The organism is Leifsonia poae (assembly GCF_020009625.1).
Classification (GTDB): domain Bacteria; phylum Actinomycetota; class Actinomycetes; order Actinomycetales; family Microbacteriaceae; genus Leifsonia; species Leifsonia poae_A.
Genome location: NZ_JAIHLP010000002.1, coordinates 2,117,018 through 2,132,387, shown reverse-complemented (window position 1 = coordinate 2,132,387; position 15,370 = coordinate 2,117,018). Strand labels below are relative to the sequence as shown.

General features: G+C 68.7%; 14 protein-coding genes. 5 read left to right on the top strand and 9 right to left on the bottom strand.

The genetic code is table 11. The features are described 5' to 3' along the window. Positions 1 to 7: 7 nt before the first annotated feature. The 4 genes from K5L49_RS10820 to K5L49_RS10805 form a co-directional block, all read right to left on the bottom strand. On the bottom strand, positions 8 to 907 hold the full coding sequence (locus K5L49_RS10820) for an alpha/beta hydrolase family esterase (protein ID WP_223692661.1): 900 nt from the start codon (positions 905 to 907) through the stop codon (positions 8 to 10). 322 nt (positions 908 to 1,229) lie between these two features. Next, a complete protein-coding gene (locus K5L49_RS10815) occupies positions 1,230 to 2,300 on the bottom strand; it encodes a threonine aldolase family protein (RefSeq protein WP_223692659.1) in 1,071 nt (356 codons plus the stop codon). Next, on the bottom strand, positions 2,297 to 3,037 hold the full coding sequence (locus tag K5L49_RS10810) for an SDR family NAD(P)-dependent oxidoreductase (RefSeq protein WP_374107683.1): 741 nt from the start codon (positions 3,035 to 3,037) through the stop codon (positions 2,297 to 2,299). The genes K5L49_RS10815 and K5L49_RS10810 overlap by 4 nt, the downstream gene beginning before the upstream one ends. Further along, positions 3,034 to 4,479, bottom strand: coding sequence for a DUF6421 family protein (locus K5L49_RS10805; RefSeq protein WP_223692657.1), 1,446 nt, complete (start codon positions 4,477 to 4,479; stop codon positions 3,034 to 3,036). The genes K5L49_RS10810 and K5L49_RS10805 overlap by 4 nt, the downstream gene beginning before the upstream one ends. 221 nt (positions 4,480 to 4,700) lie before the next feature. On the opposite strand from K5L49_RS10805, the gene K5L49_RS10800 reads away from it, so the two are divergent. Continuing rightward, a complete protein-coding gene (locus tag K5L49_RS10800) occupies positions 4,701 to 5,474 on the top strand; it encodes a DNA alkylation repair protein (protein ID WP_223692655.1) in 774 nt (257 codons plus the stop codon). A 48-nt stretch (positions 5,475 to 5,522) separates the two neighbouring features. Next, positions 5,523 to 6,422, top strand: coding sequence for an SDR family NAD(P)-dependent oxidoreductase (locus K5L49_RS10795; RefSeq protein ID WP_223692653.1), 900 nt, complete (start codon positions 5,523 to 5,525; stop codon positions 6,420 to 6,422). 40 nt (positions 6,423 to 6,462) lie between these two features. Here the strand turns inward: K5L49_RS10795 and K5L49_RS10790 are convergent, their stop codons facing one another. From K5L49_RS10790 to K5L49_RS10775, 4 genes are all read right to left on the bottom strand, one after another. Further along, entirely contained in the window at positions 6,463 to 7,281 is an 819-nt protein-coding gene (locus K5L49_RS10790; RefSeq protein ID WP_223695285.1) for an ABC transporter permease, read from the bottom strand. An 85-nt stretch (positions 7,282 to 7,366) separates the two neighbouring features. Continuing rightward, positions 7,367 to 8,398 carry an aliphatic sulfonate ABC transporter substrate-binding protein gene (locus K5L49_RS10785; RefSeq protein ID WP_223692651.1) on the bottom strand — a complete coding sequence of 344 codons (1,032 nt, stop codon included), beginning with the start codon at positions 8,396 to 8,398 and terminating at the stop codon, positions 7,367 to 7,369. Between the two features lie 94 nt (positions 8,399 to 8,492). Continuing rightward, entirely contained in the window at positions 8,493 to 9,359 is an 867-nt protein-coding gene (locus tag K5L49_RS10780) for an ABC transporter ATP-binding protein (protein WP_223692650.1), read from the bottom strand. A 167-nt stretch (positions 9,360 to 9,526) separates the two neighbouring features. Beyond that, complete coding sequence (locus K5L49_RS10775) at positions 9,527 to 10,372, bottom strand: exodeoxyribonuclease III (RefSeq protein ID WP_223692648.1); 846 nt, start codon at positions 10,370 to 10,372, stop codon at positions 9,527 to 9,529. A gap of 123 nt (positions 10,373 to 10,495) precedes the next feature. On the opposite strand from K5L49_RS10775, the gene pyrE reads away from it, so the two are divergent. Genes pyrE through K5L49_RS10760 form a run of 3 tightly spaced genes read left to right on the top strand, consistent with a single transcriptional unit; the run spans position 10,496 to position 13,820 of the window. Next, positions 10,496 to 11,044, top strand: coding sequence for an orotate phosphoribosyltransferase (pyrE, locus tag K5L49_RS10770; RefSeq protein ID WP_223692647.1), 549 nt, complete (start codon positions 10,496 to 10,498; stop codon positions 11,042 to 11,044). Further along, positions 11,044 to 12,507, top strand: a complete 1,464-nt coding sequence (locus K5L49_RS10765; RefSeq protein WP_223692645.1) for a hypothetical protein — start codon at positions 11,044 to 11,046, stop codon at positions 12,505 to 12,507. The genes pyrE and K5L49_RS10765 overlap by 1 nt, the downstream gene beginning before the upstream one ends. After that, the gene (locus K5L49_RS10760; protein WP_223692643.1) at positions 12,504 to 13,820 is read left to right on the top strand and encodes a septum formation family protein; all 1,317 of its coding nucleotides are present in this window, start codon (positions 12,504 to 12,506) and stop codon (positions 13,818 to 13,820) included. Before K5L49_RS10765 ends, K5L49_RS10760 begins: the two co-directional genes overlap by 4 nt. Before the next feature lie 39 nt (positions 13,821 to 13,859). Here K5L49_RS10760 and K5L49_RS10755 read toward each other — a convergent pair whose 3' ends face one another. Beyond that, positions 13,860 to 15,365, bottom strand: a complete 1,506-nt coding sequence (locus tag K5L49_RS10755; protein WP_223692642.1) for a mannitol dehydrogenase family protein — start codon at positions 15,363 to 15,365, stop codon at positions 13,860 to 13,862. Between the last annotated feature and the right edge of the window lie 5 nt (positions 15,366 to 15,370).

The window sequence follows — 15,370 nt, the reverse complement described above, 5'->3', positions numbered from 1 at the left end:
TCGTCCCTCAACGGAGCGGTCGGGTGGGGGCGGCGCGGGTGAGGGCGAAGAAGTCGGCGATGAGGGCGGCGGCGTCGATGTCGTGCGCGGTCGCGCCGAGAGTCCTGGGCGCATTCTGGGAGCCGGGGATGGTGTGACCGCCGCCCACGATCGTGTACAGCGTCACCGGAGCGTGGCCGTTCTGGCGATAGTCGGTGCGCTCGACCCGGGTGGGTCCGGATTCGACACGGTGCCGCAGCGGCGCGGTGGTCGGCACGGCGGTGATCCCGTTGCGCTTCGCGAAGAACGCCGCGGTGGCGAGAGCGGAGACGCCGAGCCCGCGCGGGCGGAAACCCCACAGGCTCGCCATCCCGCCGTCGTAGGGGACCAGAGGATCCTTCGTGCCGTGAAAGAGGACGGTCGGCACAGCCGGCCCGTCCACGGGGTGCACCGCGAGGTTCTCGGCCGCCGGAAGCGTGGCCGCGATCAGCGCCGCGCCGGCCAGCCGCTCGGGTGTCTCGAGCAGCAGTCGTTCGACCAGCTGCCCTCCGTTCGAATAGCCGACCGCGAAGACCCTCCCGCGGTCGACCCCGAACCGGGCGACCGCGAAGTCGATCACCGCCGCTGCGAACCCCGCATCGTCGACATCGTCGCGGCGGGCCGCGAAGTCGATGGCAGTGCGGGCGTCGTTCCAGTGTTTGCCGTAACCGTCCAGGTATGCGACGATCGCCGAGCCGTTCGTGGTGAAGCCGTCGAACGCCCGGCCCGCGAACTCGCGCAGACGCTCCCCGGTCTGGTTCGACCCGTGGAAGAGCAAGACGAGGGCGGGATGCTCAGCGGGATGCTCGTCGCGAACAAGGAGGAGTGTCCGTTCGCGCGCATCCACCGTGACGGTGCGCCGCTCGGTGACCGGAGGGCTGACATCCATGCCTCGAGCGTACGCGCCCGGCCATTGCGCGTCTCGAACCGTGTGAATACCTGCGGACGGGTCGCGCCCACTCGAGGGTGCCGTTAAACCACGATGCCGGGTGCATGAACCCTAGGGATGGTTCACGCGCCCGGCATACGTTTCGGGGTTATCGGCGGAGGATATTCGGGTTCCTCTGTCGACTCTTGAACTCTAACCGAAAAGAGCGCCGTGTGGGTCAAAATGAGGACACGATTTGTACCCCAGTAGGAGTGTCATTCCAGTAGAAGGAATGGTCCAGTAGGGCGATCGGTCCAGTGTAACCGCTCCCGGTGCGGTCGAGTCAGACTGCGAGCTCTTCGCGCAAGGCCGCGACGAAGGCGTCGATGTCGTGCTCGGTGGTGTCGAACGAGCACATCCAGCGCACTTCGTTGTTCGCAGCATTCCAGTCGTAGAAGCGGAAATGCTCACGCAGCCGGTCGGCGACGCCGGCCGGCAGGGTGGCGAACACGCCGTTCGACTCGGTCGCCTGGCTGAAGCCCACGCCCGGGATGCTGCCGTCGGCGATCCCCGTTTCGATTGCCGCGCGCAGGCGGGCCGCCATCGCATTGGCGTGCGAGGCCGAGCGCAGCCACAGCTCGTCGGTGAGCATCGCGATCAGCTGGGCCGAGATGAAGCGCATCTTGGAGGCGAGCTGCATGTTCAGCTTGCGCAGGTAGAGGAGGCCCTCGGAGGCGTCGGGATTGAGCACGACGACAGCCTCGCCGTAGAGCATGCCGTTCTTGGTGCCGCCGAAGCTGAGCACGTCGACGCCGGCGTCGGTGGTGAACGCGCGAAGCGGAAGACCGAGTGCGGCGGCGGCGTTGGAGATGCGGGCGCCGTCCATGTGGAGCTTCATGCCGAGCGAGTGCGCATGATCGGCGATGGCCCTGATCTCCTCGACCGTATACGCCGTGCCGACCTCGGTGGTCTGCGTGATCGAGACGACGAGCGGTTGCGCGCGGTGCTCGTCTCCCCAGCCCCAGGCTTCGCGATCGATGAGTTCGGGTGTCAGTTTGCCGTCCGGTGTCTCGACCGGGAGCAGCTTCATGCCGGCTACGCGTTCGGGTGCGCCGGCTTCGTCGGTGTTGATGTGGGCGGTCTTCGCGCAGACGACCGCACCCCAGCGGGGGATCATCGATTGCAGTCCGACCACATTGGCACCGGTTCCGTTGAACACCGGGAACACCTGCACGCCTTCGCCGAAATGTTCGGCGAACACCTCGTGCAGGCGAGCGGTGTAGACGTCTTCGCCGTAGGCGATCTGGTGGCCCTCATTGGCCGCCGCGATGGCGTCGAGGATCTCGGGGTGCACACCCGCGTAGTTGTCGGAGGCGAAGCCGCGGAGGGCGAGGTCGTGGAGTTGTAGCGTCACGTCACTATCCTCGCAGGATCGGCGGACCCGTCGGGTTGCGACGGCGGTGCGGTGAGCACCTGACGCACGCCGTTGACGGTCGTGGGCTCGACCGACCACAGGTCGACGATGCGGCGGGCGAGCTCGTCCTCCAGCCCGGCGAGCGTGGTGACGACGAAGATGGCCGCCGCAGCATTCGGTGCCGTCTTGGCGAAGCCCTGCGCGATCGCGCGGGTCCACGCATCCGCTGCCGCTTTGGCCGCCGCGTAGTTCGCGCCGCCGGCGGCGGGCCGGTCGACCGCGGTCGACGAGACGATCGCGAGCCGGCCCGCGGGGGAGGCGACGAGGTCGTCGTAGAACACCCGCGACGTGTTGCGCAGGGTCGCGAACGAGCGCTCGAGGAAGGCCCAGTCGTCGTCGCTCTGGCCGGCGATCCCGCCGCCACCGCGCCAGCCGCCGACGAGGTGCACGAGACCGTCGATGTCGCCGAACTTGAGGTGGATGCGCATCGCCAGTTCAGCGACGGCCGAACGGTCGGCGAGGTCGCAGACCCGGGTGTCGACGCCTGGCACCGCCGCCGCGAGCGCGTCCAGCGCCTGCGGGCGGGTTCCGACGGCGAGCACCGTGGCGCCCGCCGCGACGAGGGCACGCGCGACGGCTTCGCCGCTCGCGCTCGTCGCGCCGGCGATGAGGACGGTTCTCTCCGCGAGCGGCCCGGGCGTCTCCGCCCGGGCCGTCGCGACGTGCTCGCTGCTCACCGGCCCTCCGACTCCCCGGTGATGCCCGCTGTCGACTCGATGACCGCGGCCATCTTCTTATTCAGCGCCTCATAGAACATCGAGAGCGGGAACTCGTCGTCGAGGACGGCATCCGTGTAGCCCTTCGGCACGCCGGCCAGGATCTCGTCGGGCAGTCCTCGGGCCCACTGCGATGCCGGGTTCGGCGTGAGCGTCTTCGTGAGCATCTCGTATGCCGCCAGCCAGTGAGCCACCTTCGGCCGGTCGATGGAACGCCAGTAGAGCTCATTGATCTGATCGCTCAGGGCGACCACCACGTCGGGGACGTTCTGCCAGTCGATGGTGAGCTGTGTGTCGGTCCAGTGCAGAACGTCGTGCTGGTGCATCCAGGCGAACAACAGCTGGCCGCCCAGACCGTCGTAGTTGCGCACGCGGCCGCCGGTGATCGCGAACCGGAAGATGCGATCGAAGATCACCGCGTATTGCACGAGGTGGGCGTGGTCGCGGATCTGCCGTTGCGCGTCTGACAGCTCTGCCTCCGGCAGGGCGCCGAGCTCGCGCTCGAGCCGCACCGATTCGCGGAACGCCGTCAGATCGCAGCGCAGCTCTTCGAGGGAGTAGAGGAAGAAGGGCATGCGCTGTTTGATCATGAACGGATCGAACGGCAGGTCGCCGCGCATGTGGCTGCGATCGTGGATGAGATCCCACATCACGAAGGTCTCCTCCGTGAGCTTCTGGTCGTCTAGCATCGCGGACGCGTCGGCCGGAAGCGCGATCTTGGTGATCTCGCTCGCCGCCCGCACCACGCGGCGGTAGCGAGCGGCCTCGCGGTCTTGGAAGATGGCTCCCCAGGTGAAGGTCGGGATCTCGCGCATCGCCACCGTCTCGGGGAACAGCACCGCCGAGTTGGTGTCGTAGCCGGGGGTGAAGTCGACGAATCTCAGCGGCACGAAAAGCTTGTTGCCGTATTCTCCGGCCTCCAGCTCGGCGACGAACTCCGGCCAGATGACCTCGACGAGAACCGCCTCCACAAGCCGGTTCGTGCTGCCGTTCTGCGTGTACATCGGGAAGACGACGAGGTGGCCGAGCCCGTCGACGCGGTGCTGCTGCGGCTGGAAGGCGGCCAGCGAGTCGAGGAAGTCGGGAACGCCGAGGTCTTCCGAGACCCACCGCCGGAAATCGTCGGCGAGGGCAGCCAGATACGTCGCATCGTGGGGGAAGTGCGGGGAGAGCTCCTCGATCGAAGAGAGGATCCGGCCGATGTGCTGCACTGCGGCCGGTTTGTCGGCCTCGTCGGGCACCGAGCCGTCTTTGATCTGGACGGCTTGAACGGCCACCGCCGCATCTTTCAGGCGGAGCCAGGCTGGATGCGACGCGAGCGAACGCACGGTGGGGAAGTCTTCGACGACCTCGGGTTCTCCGACAATCGCGTTCTTTTCAAAGTGAGAGACGAATTGAGACATGACGAACCTCCCGTCGTTGATCGGCCGCGGTTGCGGCAGCTTCGGTCGGGCGCACGTCGCGCACCCTCTTCGAGCCTAACGAGAACCTTTCGAATTTTTCTTGCTCGCTAGAGGGAATTCTTGCGTGATCGATCGAAACGCGCGCTATTGTTTCGTCGATCTGTGCAGAGACGCGTGAATCCGTCTCCTGTGGAGGGGCGTGGCGCCGCTAGGCTCGCCGCATGACCGCTGCCGAACCAGCCCCCGCCGGCACCGCCGCCGAAGTGATGAGCGCGCTCGCCGAGGAGGCCGACGCCGATGACGCCCTCTTTTTGCAGCGCTTCTTCAAGACCGGCCCCGGGCAGTACGGCGAGGGTGACGTCTTCATCGGCGTGCGAGTGCCGCGTACCCGCGTGATCGCGAAGCGGTTCGCCGGCCTCGAGCTCGCTCAGATCCGGCTGCTGCTCGACAGCGGGGTGCACGAGCATCGCCTGGCCGGCCTCATCATTCTGAATCGGCTGTTCGAGGTGGCGAATCGGCCCGCGCGAGGTGTGTCCATGGTGGCCACCGCGACAGCCGCGGTCGACGGGCTGGCCGACTTCTATCTGGATGCCGTGCGCCGTGGATGCGTGAACAACTGGGATCTGGTCGACGCTTCGGCGGAGTTCGTTCTCGGCGAGTATCTCTGGCAGCGGCCGCGCGACCTGTTGTTCGAGCTGGCATCGAGCGGCGACCTCTGGCAGCGTCGGGTGGCGGTGCTCTCCTCGTTCGCGTTCATCAAGCACGGCGACGCCTCCACCACCCTCGCCCTCGCAGAACGCCTGCTCGGCGACCCTGAAGACCTCATGCACAAGGCGGTGGGGTGGATGTTGCGCGAGGTGGGCAAACGCGTCGACCGGTCTGAGCTGCTCGCCTTTCTCGACGCCAATGCCGCCGCCATGCCCCGCACGATGCTGAGCTACGCCACCGAGCACCTCACCACTGAGGAGCGCGCCGAGTACCGTCGTCGCCGCTGAGCCCAGACCGCGAACGCGGATTCCGGGTGGGGTTGCGATGATGGACACATGACGAGAACGGTGCGGGGCGCGCGGGTGCTGATCACGGGCGCGGCGGCGGGCATGGGGAGGCTCTACGCCGAGCGCGCGGTGCGGGAGGGTGCGCGGGCCGTCGTCGTGTGGGATCGCGACGAGGAGGCACTGCGCGAGGTGGTCGCCGGGCTGCGATCGATCGTGATGGATGACCGGGAGGTCACGGCCTGGGGTGCCCCTGATCGTTCGCCGAGTTCGGCCGCCGGCCGTCCCGCGACGACCGTGCATCCCTTCGTGCTCGATCTCGGCGAGCTGGGGGCGATCGCCCAGACGGCTCAGGCTGTTCGCAAAGAGATCGGCGGTGTGGATGTGCTCATCAACAACGCCGGTATCGTTCGGGGCAAATACTTCTGGGAGCACGACAACGGCGAGGACACCCGGCCGACGATGCAGGTCAACGCGCTCGCGCCGATGTACATCACCCGGGAGTTCCTGCCCGGCATGATCGAGAGCGCCCGGGAGGCCCGTGTCGTCAATATCGCCTCGGCGGCCGGTACGGTCGCCAACCCTCGGATGAGCGTCTACGCCGCCTCCAAATGGGCGGTGATCGGGTGGAGCGACAGCCTGCGGATCGAGCTGGTGCAGCAGGGCTTCGGTCATGTTCGTGTCACGACGGTGGTGCCGAGCTATATCGATACGGGGATGTTCGAGGGCGCCCGCGGTCCGCTGCTCACACCGGTGCTTGCTCCGGAGCGGGTGGTCGACAGGGTCTGGCGGGCCATGCTCGCCGGCCGCCCGATGCTGATGCTCCCCTGGTCGGTCGCACTGGCCAAGACCCTGAAAGGCATTCTGCCCACTCGGGCCTGGGATGTGCTCGCCGACCGGGTCTTCGGCGTCTACAACTCGATGGACGACTTCACCGGCCGCCAGCGCTGAGTCGCCGTGCCGGTGACTCGCCGCCGGTTCGTTCCGGGCGCTATCCCCAGCGGCGGGCCGACCAGCGTTCGAACAGGCCGAGCAACGAGTCGGTGAGCTTGCCCAGCACGGCCAGCAGGATGATCGCGAGGAAGAGCCGGTCGGTGCGGCCGTTGTTCGAGGAGTCGCTGAGCAGGAATCCGAGGCCCATCGACGAGGCGATGAGCTCGGCGGCCACCAGGAACAGCCACGATTGGGCGAGGGCGAGCCGCAGGCCGGAGATGACCGACGGGAGCACCGCGGGCAGCTGCACGGTGGTGAAGAGGCGCACTCCGTTCAGCCCGAACGCCCGCCCGGCCTCGATGAGGTGGCGGTCGACGTGTTTCAGTGCGGCCGCGACCATCGTGTAGACGGGGAAGAACGCGCCGATGGCGATCAGGATCACTTTGGAGTCTTCGCCGATCTTGAACCAGAGGATCAGGAGCGGCACCCAGGCGAGCGAGGGCACGGCTCGAACAGCGCTCAGCGTCGGGCTGAACAGGATGTCTGACAGGCGGGACAGGCCGACGAGCGCACCGAAGAGGAGCCCGAGCGCGGCGCCGCAGAGGAAACCGATGAGCACCCGCTGCGTCGAGATGGCGATGTAGAGGCCGAGCAGGCCCCTCTGGGCCAGGTCGACGGCCGCCTCGACCACCATCTGCGGCGATGGCAGCTGGGAGGCGGTGAACGCACCGGAGGTGGAGGCGATCTGCCAGGTGGCGAGCAGGACCAGCGGCAGCACGAAGCCGCCGACGATCCGCACCCAGCGCCGCGACAGGAACGGGATGCGGCCGTCGCGCGACGGCGCTGCCGAACGGGGTCGCTCGCCCGCCACCGACATCGCCGAGCCGAAGTCGAGCCCAGGCCCGCCGACCACGATCAGCGGGCCGTCGCCCTCCGGTGCGTTCTGTGAGCTCATGTACCGGTCAGCCTCCGATGGCGCTCGGGTCGGCCTTCTTGACGAAGGTCGGGTTGAGCAGCGTCTTCAGTGCGGTGTCGATGTCTGACTGGGTCTTCACGTCGCCCGAGGCCACGAAGATCGGCCCGACCTTCTTGAGCACCGCGAGCTGGGCTTCGCCGGGGATCGGCGAGACGTCGAGGTTGGTGCGCTCGGAGATGACCGTGGAGGCCACTGCCGGATCGATGCCGGCGACGTCGGAGAGGATCGTCGCAGTCTGGTCGGGGTGCTTCTGAGCCCAGGCGCGGGCATACTCATATGTGTTCACCACGGTCTGTGCCACATCGGGCTTCGCCTTGAGGAAGGACTCGGTGGCGTTCAAGAAGCCGTAGGTGTTGAAGGCCACGTTGCGGTAGATGAGCTTCGCGCCGCTCTTCTCGGCGTTCGCCATGATCGGGTCGAGGCCGCTCCACGCATCCACCGAGCCGTTCTGAAGTGCGGCCCACCCGTCGGCGTGCTGCAGGTTCTGGATGGTGACATCGTCGGCCGACAGACCGTTGGCTTCGAGCGCCTGCAGCAGGAAGAAGTAGGGGTCGGTTCCCTTGGTGGCGGCGATCTGCTTGCCCTTGAGCTGCTTCACCGAGGTGATGGGCGAGTTCGCGCCGACTACGATCGCCGACCACTCGGGCTGGGAGAAGATGTCGATGGCCTGGATCGGTGAACCGTTCGAGCGGGCGAGCAGAGCGGCCGAGCCGGCCGTGGAGCCGACGTCGATCGCCCCGGAGCGCAGTGCCTCGTTCGCCTTGTTCGAGCCGGCGGACTGCACCCAGTTGACCGTGATGTCCTGCTTCTTGAGCGCCTTCTCGAGCCAGCCCTCTTTCTTGATGACGAGACTCAGCGGGTTGTAGGTCGCGAAGTCGATGTTGAGCGTTCCGCCTTTCGTGACGCCGGACGAGCTGCCGGCCGCGTCGGCTCCCTCTCCGGCGACGCAGCCGGAGAGCATCAGGCCGGCGGCTGCGGCGATCGCGATGGCGGCGGTGACGAGTGTGGGTTTACGCATGGTGCCTCTCAGAGATGCTGTGGTCGGTGTGCTGTGGTGATTCCAGCCTCGCCGTCGGCCGGGCCCGAAGCCCGGCCGCTGACGAAGCTGTGGATTAGTAGGGGAAGGCAGGAATCGTGGAGGAGACCGAGACGCCGTGTGCGTGGCCGTGGCGGTCGATGCCGAGGCCGTCGAGGAGTTCGGCCCGCAACTGTGCGAGTTCGGCCGAACCCCGGTCGCGCGGTCGACTGCCCGGCACGGTGACGACGCGCTGGATCGTCGCGCCGGGTCGTCCCTCCTCGGCGCCCAGCAGGATGATGCGGTCGGCGAGCTGAAGAGCCTCGTCCACGTCGTGGGTGACGAGGAGGATCGTCGTGGGCGCGGCGCGGTGAACGTCGAGCAGGAGGTCTTGCATTTTGAGGCGGGTGAGCGCATCCAGGGCGCCGAAGGGCTCGTCGAGCAGGAGCACGCCCGGATTGCGGGCCAGGGCACGGGCCAGGGAGGCGCGTTGGGCCATCCCGCCGGACACTTCGCGGGGGCGCAGCGCCGCCGACGACGAGAGGGCGACGAGGTCGAGCAGCCGAGCGACGCGGTCGGCGCCCTCGCGACGGCCGAGTCCGCGCGGGAGGCCGAGGGCGACGTTGGCCGCGAGTGTCCTCCAGGGGAGCAGGCGCGGTTCTTGGAACCCGACGGCGCAGCGCGCGTCGACACCGGTCACCGTGGTTCCGTCGATGCGGGCGGACCCCGCTGTGGGGGTGTCGAGGCCGCCCGCGATGCGCAGCAGCGTTGACTTCCCGCATCCGCTCGCGCCGAGGATGGCCACGACCTCGCCGGCCTGCACGTCGAGCGAGACATCGCGCAGCACGGGCCGGCGACCACCGGCATCGGATGCGACGGCGTCGCGGTTCCGGCGGCTCTTCTGCACGACGAAGGTGCGCCCGACGTCGACGAATTCGACGGGGAAGGCTGACGGTGACGACATGGTTCTCGCTCCGGAGTCGGGCAGACGGTTGGGGGTGCCGGACCTCCGAAGCTACCGGCCCGCGGCGGCCGTTGCTGAGAGAAAGGAAATGTTACGTAACGAAAGTTGTGTTGGGCGCGCCGGTGGGCGTTGGCTGAACGGTTGCGTGATCGCGCAGGAAGGCGATGTCAGCCGAAGATCATCGGCCGATCGTCGTCGTCTTCGTCGGCAGCGAGATCGAGATCGACGACGACCGGAACGTGATCGCTCGGGGCGTCGCCTTTGCGCTCATTGCGATGAATGCTCGCTCCGGTGACGAGGTCGGCGAACGGCTTCGAGCCGAGGATGAAGTCGATACGCATGCCCTCGTTGCGGGGGAACCGCAGCTGTTTGTAGTCCCAATAGGTGTACCCGTCGGGAACGAGGGGTCGCACGACGTCGGTGAGGCCGACCTTCTCGAACGCGCTGAATGCGCTGCGTTCGGCCGGTGAGACATGGGTGGAGACGCCTTGGACGATGGTCGGGTCGCCCACATCGGAGTCGAGCGGCGCCACGTTCCAGTCACCCATGAGCGCCAGCGGAAGATCGGGCTTCTCTGCGAGCCAGCGCTGGGTGTCTGCCGCCAGCGTGGCCAGCCAGTCGAGTTTGTAGTGGTAGTGCGGATCGTCGAGGGCTCGGCCGTTCGGCACGTAGAGGCTCCACACCCGGATGCCGTCTACCGTCGCGCCGATCGCCCGCGCCTCCTGGGGCAGGTCGGGACCGTCGTGCCCTTTCAGGAACCCGGGCATATCGGGGAAGCCGACTTCGACGTCTTCCAGCGGGAGCCGGCTGGCGATGGCGACGCCGTTCCACTGGTTGAGCCCGTGGATGGCGAGGTCGTAGCCGGCGTCGTCGAAGGCCTGCGCGGGGAACTGCTCCGGCTTGCACTTGATCTCCTGCATGGCGAGGACATCGATGTCTTCTCGCACCATCCAGTCGACGACCCGCCCCACTCGGGTGCGGATCGAGTTCACATTCCAGGTCGCAACGCGCATGCCCCGATGGTATCGGCCGCCACCGACCGGTCTCCAGCCGGGGCGGGAACCTGTGGAGGGCGGGGACTCCGCTTGTCTTGCAGGGGAGGCGTATCCTTCCGGTTGCCCTCTAGAATCGGGGACGTGACCGACGCAAGACAGCAGCTCATCGACTACATCTCGGCCGACGCCGTGTTCCACGGCGACTTCACGTTGACCAGCGGGAAGAAGGCGACCTACTACGTCGATCTGCGCAAGGTGAGTCTCGACCACCGCGTCGCACCGCTCATCGGCCAGGTGATGCTCGATCTGATCGGCGAGGTTCCGGATGTCGTCGCCGTCGGCGGCATGACGATGGGAGCCGACCCGGTGGCCGCGGCGATTCTGCATCAGGGCGCCGCGCGCGGTCTCGCGTACGACGCGTTCGTGGTGCGCAAGGAGCCCAAGGACCACGGGCGCGGCAAGCAGGTGGAGGGCCCCGACCTCCAGGGCAAGCGCGTGATCGTGCTCGAAGACACCTCGACCACCGGCGGCTCGCCGCTGAAAGCGATCGAGGCGCTCAAGAAGGTCGGTGCCATCGTCGTCGGCGTCGCCGTCGTCGTCGATCGCAATACCGGTGCCCGCGAGATCATCGAAGAGGCCGGATTCCCCTACTTCGCCGCCATCGGTCTCGAGGATCTGGGGCTCGAATAGTGGCCGACCACCGCGGCGGGAACGACGGCGACCCGACGGCCGACGGCGACGCCGGCGCGCCGGAGCCTGAGTTCGGCAGCTCCGAATGGCTGCTCCAGCAGCTGACGGGCGGGCGCGTGGTCGCGGGGGCGGATGACAAGGCACCGGATGCGCCCGAACCGGTCGTGCCGCCCGAACCGGTCGTGCCGCCCGAACCGGTCGTGTCGCCCGAACCGGTCGTGTCGCCCGAACCGGTCGTGCCGCCCGCCGCGCAACCGCCCGTCGAGTCGGTTCCGGAGGAGTCGGTTCCGGAGGAGTCGGCGCCGACCGAACAGGCTGTTCCCGCATTCGACCCGCAGTTCAGCCGCCCAGAGGACACGTTCGAGCTTTTCCTGCGCTCGCCGGGGGAACCCGACGAGCCGCCGCTCGCCCCCGGGGTCGCGCTGCAGGCTCCGATCGTGCCCGCGGTTCCCTCCGCGGGCGACCACGTCACGCCCTCCTCCGATTCCGCGCGCCCGGCATCGGAGTCGCCCGACGAGGCGCCGGCCGCGCCCTTCGTCTGGAACCTGACCCCGGGTGTCGGCAGCGATCCGCGGGTGGCCGCTTCCGCTGCTGTTGACGAGACCCCGAACGGTGCCGAGACGGAGGATGCGGTGGCGCCACCCACCGCGGTCTTCCCGGCGCCGCCGGTTCCGGCCGCCGTCGAGCCCGCGCCGGTCGAGCCGCCTGTTGAACCCGTGTCGGTCGAGCCTGCGCCCGTCGAGTCGGCTCCCGTCGAGTCGGCTCCCGCTGAGCTGCCTGCATTCGAGCCGCCCGCATTCGAGCCGGCGCCCGCCGGCGCGTCCCCTGCTCCAGTAGAGCCGACTGCCGCGCCGGAGCCGCCGCGCTTCGAACCGCCGAGTTTCGCCGCGGCTCTGCGGATGCCCGTTCCGCCCTCGTGGAACGCTGCCGTTCCGCCCGAGAACGATGCACCCGAATCCGCGGGCGAGGAGCAGGAGCAGGAGCAGGCCACCGTCCCGTCGTCCTGGAACCCTTTTGCGACCGCCGCCCCGGCACCCGGCGACGAAGCCCCCGCCGCCCCGGAACCGGTCTCCGAGCCGAGCTTCTTCACCCGGCCGGTGGAGGCGATCCCCCCGGCTCGCGAGGGCGGGTCACCGGGCCCCGCGCACGCAGGCGGGCCGGCTGTTCCGTCGGCCGCCCCCGCACCGAGTACCGTCGAGCCCCCGATCGTCCTGACACCGCCGCCGGCGCCGGTCGCCGCCCCCGATAGTGCGATTCCGGATGCGACACCCGTCGCCCCCGAGCGCGCCGAACCGACCGCCGCGGTACCTGAAACCGCCGAACCGGCCGCTGCCGAACCGGCTGTTGCCGAACCGGCTGTCGCGGACGATGCCGATGCGGACGAAGGTCACGGCCTCGCCGCGCTTCTCGGCCTGTTCGAGGACGAATCCGAGCCCTCCCCGAGAAGACAAGCCGGTCGGTGATCGGTGATACGACAGGGATCATCGTTCTTCCGGGAGTGCTACCCGCGCCGAAACCCGCCGACGCGGAAGAGCCTGGCGCTCTGCCGGCACCCGAGGCGCTGACCCCGTCCGCGGTCCCGACCCCGCCCACGGCGGTCCCTCCGGTCGTCGCGCCGATCACCGACCCGGCCGATGACGTAGCGCGGGCGACCGCAGCGGACACCCCGACGGCGAAGCTCGACACATCCGAGATCGCGGCCCTGCTCAGCGGCCGAAACGGTGACCCTGATCCGGTGCCCCCGACCGTTCCTCAGGATCACCGCGATAACGCATCCGGTGCTGTCCCCCCGCTCGAGGCGGCGGCACTGCTGATGGGGGCGCTTCCCTCGCCGGCCACCCAGCCGTTGGACGCGGAGAGCCTCGCCGAAATGAGCGAGCCCTTCGAGCCCTTCGATCCCTTCGCACCCTTCGAGGCCGCCGATGAGGCCACCCCGGGAGCGGACGCTGCAACGACGCTCCTCCCTCTGTCAGAAGCCGACACCACCGCGTTCGCTGCCCCCGCTCCTGCTCCGCCGGCGCCCTCGGCCGACACCATCCTGTTCCCCGAGGCCACTCCCGCGCAGACCCCCAGTGCTGCTGCGCCGACCGCCGCAGTCCCGACCGCCGTTGTCGCGCCCGACGGCCCCAGTGGTACCGGTTCCGCCCGGGGTGGCCGTCCGCCCCGGGGTGGCGCCGCGCCGGGTCGAGCGAACCGCACGCTGTTCTTCGTTGCCGGAGGCCTTGCCGCGGTGCTCGTCCTGATCGCCCTGTTCGCTCTGGGTACCCGGCTACCGTCGCTGTTCGGCGCGGCCGGCCCGGCGCCGAGCTCCAGCGCGACCGCGAAGACGACGCCGACACCGACACCCACTCCGACCCCCACGGTGCAGCCGAAGCCCGCCGGTCCGAAACCGGCCGGTACATTCGCGTGGAGCACCCTCGGCGGCGGCGAGTGCCTGCAGCCGTACACCTCGCCCTGGGCGGAGACGTTCACCGTCGTCGACTGCGCCACCCCGCACGCTGCGCAGCTGGTCTACACGAACCTGTTCTCGAGCGATCCGGCCGCTCCCTATCCCGGCGCAGACGCGCTCGCCCAGCAGATCAACGTGCTCTGCACGAAGCCCGGCATCATCAACTTGGATGCGGCGGCCGCCTACCCCGACCTCCAACTGCAGGGAACATACCCGGCCACCGAGAAGCAGTGGAAAGACGGCCAGCGCTCGTACTACTGCTTCGCCAACCGGTCGGGCGGCGAGCCGCTGACGGCGTCCGTGGCCGGTCCCGGCCCGACGGGCTGACCCCGCAGACGTCGGCCCCCACGGCCGCCGGCTCCGCGGTCACCGACGCTCGACGGTGGCGATCACCGCCGCGCGGGCTCCGAGCCGGTGGATGCGGTCGGAGGCTTCGCGGTAGTCGCGGCGAAAATCCGGCTCATCGGCGAGGTCGCCGAACACGTCGCGGTTATCGATGAAGGCATCAACGTCGCTCGGCCACCGCGCTGCGCGCTCGCGGAGATCGTCTGCGCGGGCATCGTGGAGGCGCAGGATCCGGCCGTCATCGTCGGCCCCCTCCGCATACCGGGCCCAGCCGGCGATCGCCAGCGTCGCCGCCTCCGAAGGCAGGTTCCGTCGCATCCGATCGGCGACGACAGGAAGGAGGAAGACCGGGATGCGGTTCGTCGAGTCGGTCACGAGGCGTTCCAGCGTGTCGCCGATGAACGGATTCCGGAACCGCTCCAGGAGCGAGCGGGCGTAGTCGCCGTAGTCCACTCCGGGGAGCGGGTCGAGGCCGGGGATCGCCTCCTGTGCCCAGTAGTTCTGCAGGAGGCTCGCGAACGGAGCGTCTTGGGCTGCTTCGTGCACGAAGGTGTGTCCGGCCACCGCGGCGAGGGAGGCGAGCACCTGGTGGGCTCCGTTGAGGAGTCGCAGTTTCATGAGCTCGTAGGGGGCCACATCCGTGACGACGTCGACTCCGGCGAGCTCGTAGGGCGGGCGACCCGACCGGAAATCGTCTTCGAGCACCCACTGGAAGAAGGGCTCGCACACCACCGGCCGGTGGTCTTCGATCCCCTCGGCCCGCAGCCTCGCCCGATCCTCATCGGTCGTCACCGGGGTGATCCGATCGACCATGGAGTTCGGGAATGCGACGTTCTCTTCGATCCAGCCGGCGAGATTCTCGGATCGCGACCGAGCCATCCCGACGGTGGCGTCGCGTGCGACCCGGCCGTTCGACCGGATGTTGTCGCAGGACATCACGGTGAACGGGGGAATCCCGAGCTCCCGCCGGCGGTGGAGGGCCTCGACGATGAACCCGAATGCGGTCGACGGACGTGACGGCGAGGCGCCATCACGTCGGATCGCGTCGGCGTCAGGGTCGAACGCACCCGTGCGGTGGTCGAGGAAGTAGCCGCCCTCGGTGATCGTGAGGGAGACGATGTGCACCGTCGGGCTGGTGAGGCGGTTGAGTACGGCCTCGGGGTCGTCTGGTGCGTAGGCGTAGTCGACGATGGAGCCGACCACCCTCACCGCCTCGGACCCATCCGGCGCACGTTCGATGAGCGTGTAGAGGTTGTCCTGATCGGCCAGCGCGCGCGCCATCCCAGCGTCGGCCGGCAGCAGGCCGACCCCGCAGATCCCCCAATCGAGTTCGCCGCGGGCGAGCAGATCGTCGATGACCACCGCTTGGTGCGAACGATGGAAACCGCCGACGCCGAAGTGGACGATCCCGGTTCGCACAGACGAACGGTCGTAGTCCGGAACGCGGACCCGGGCGGCGAGGGAGTCGAGCGTTCGGGTGTTGAGACGGGCGCTCACGCTGATTCCTTGCTTGTCGTCGGTGGTCATTGAAT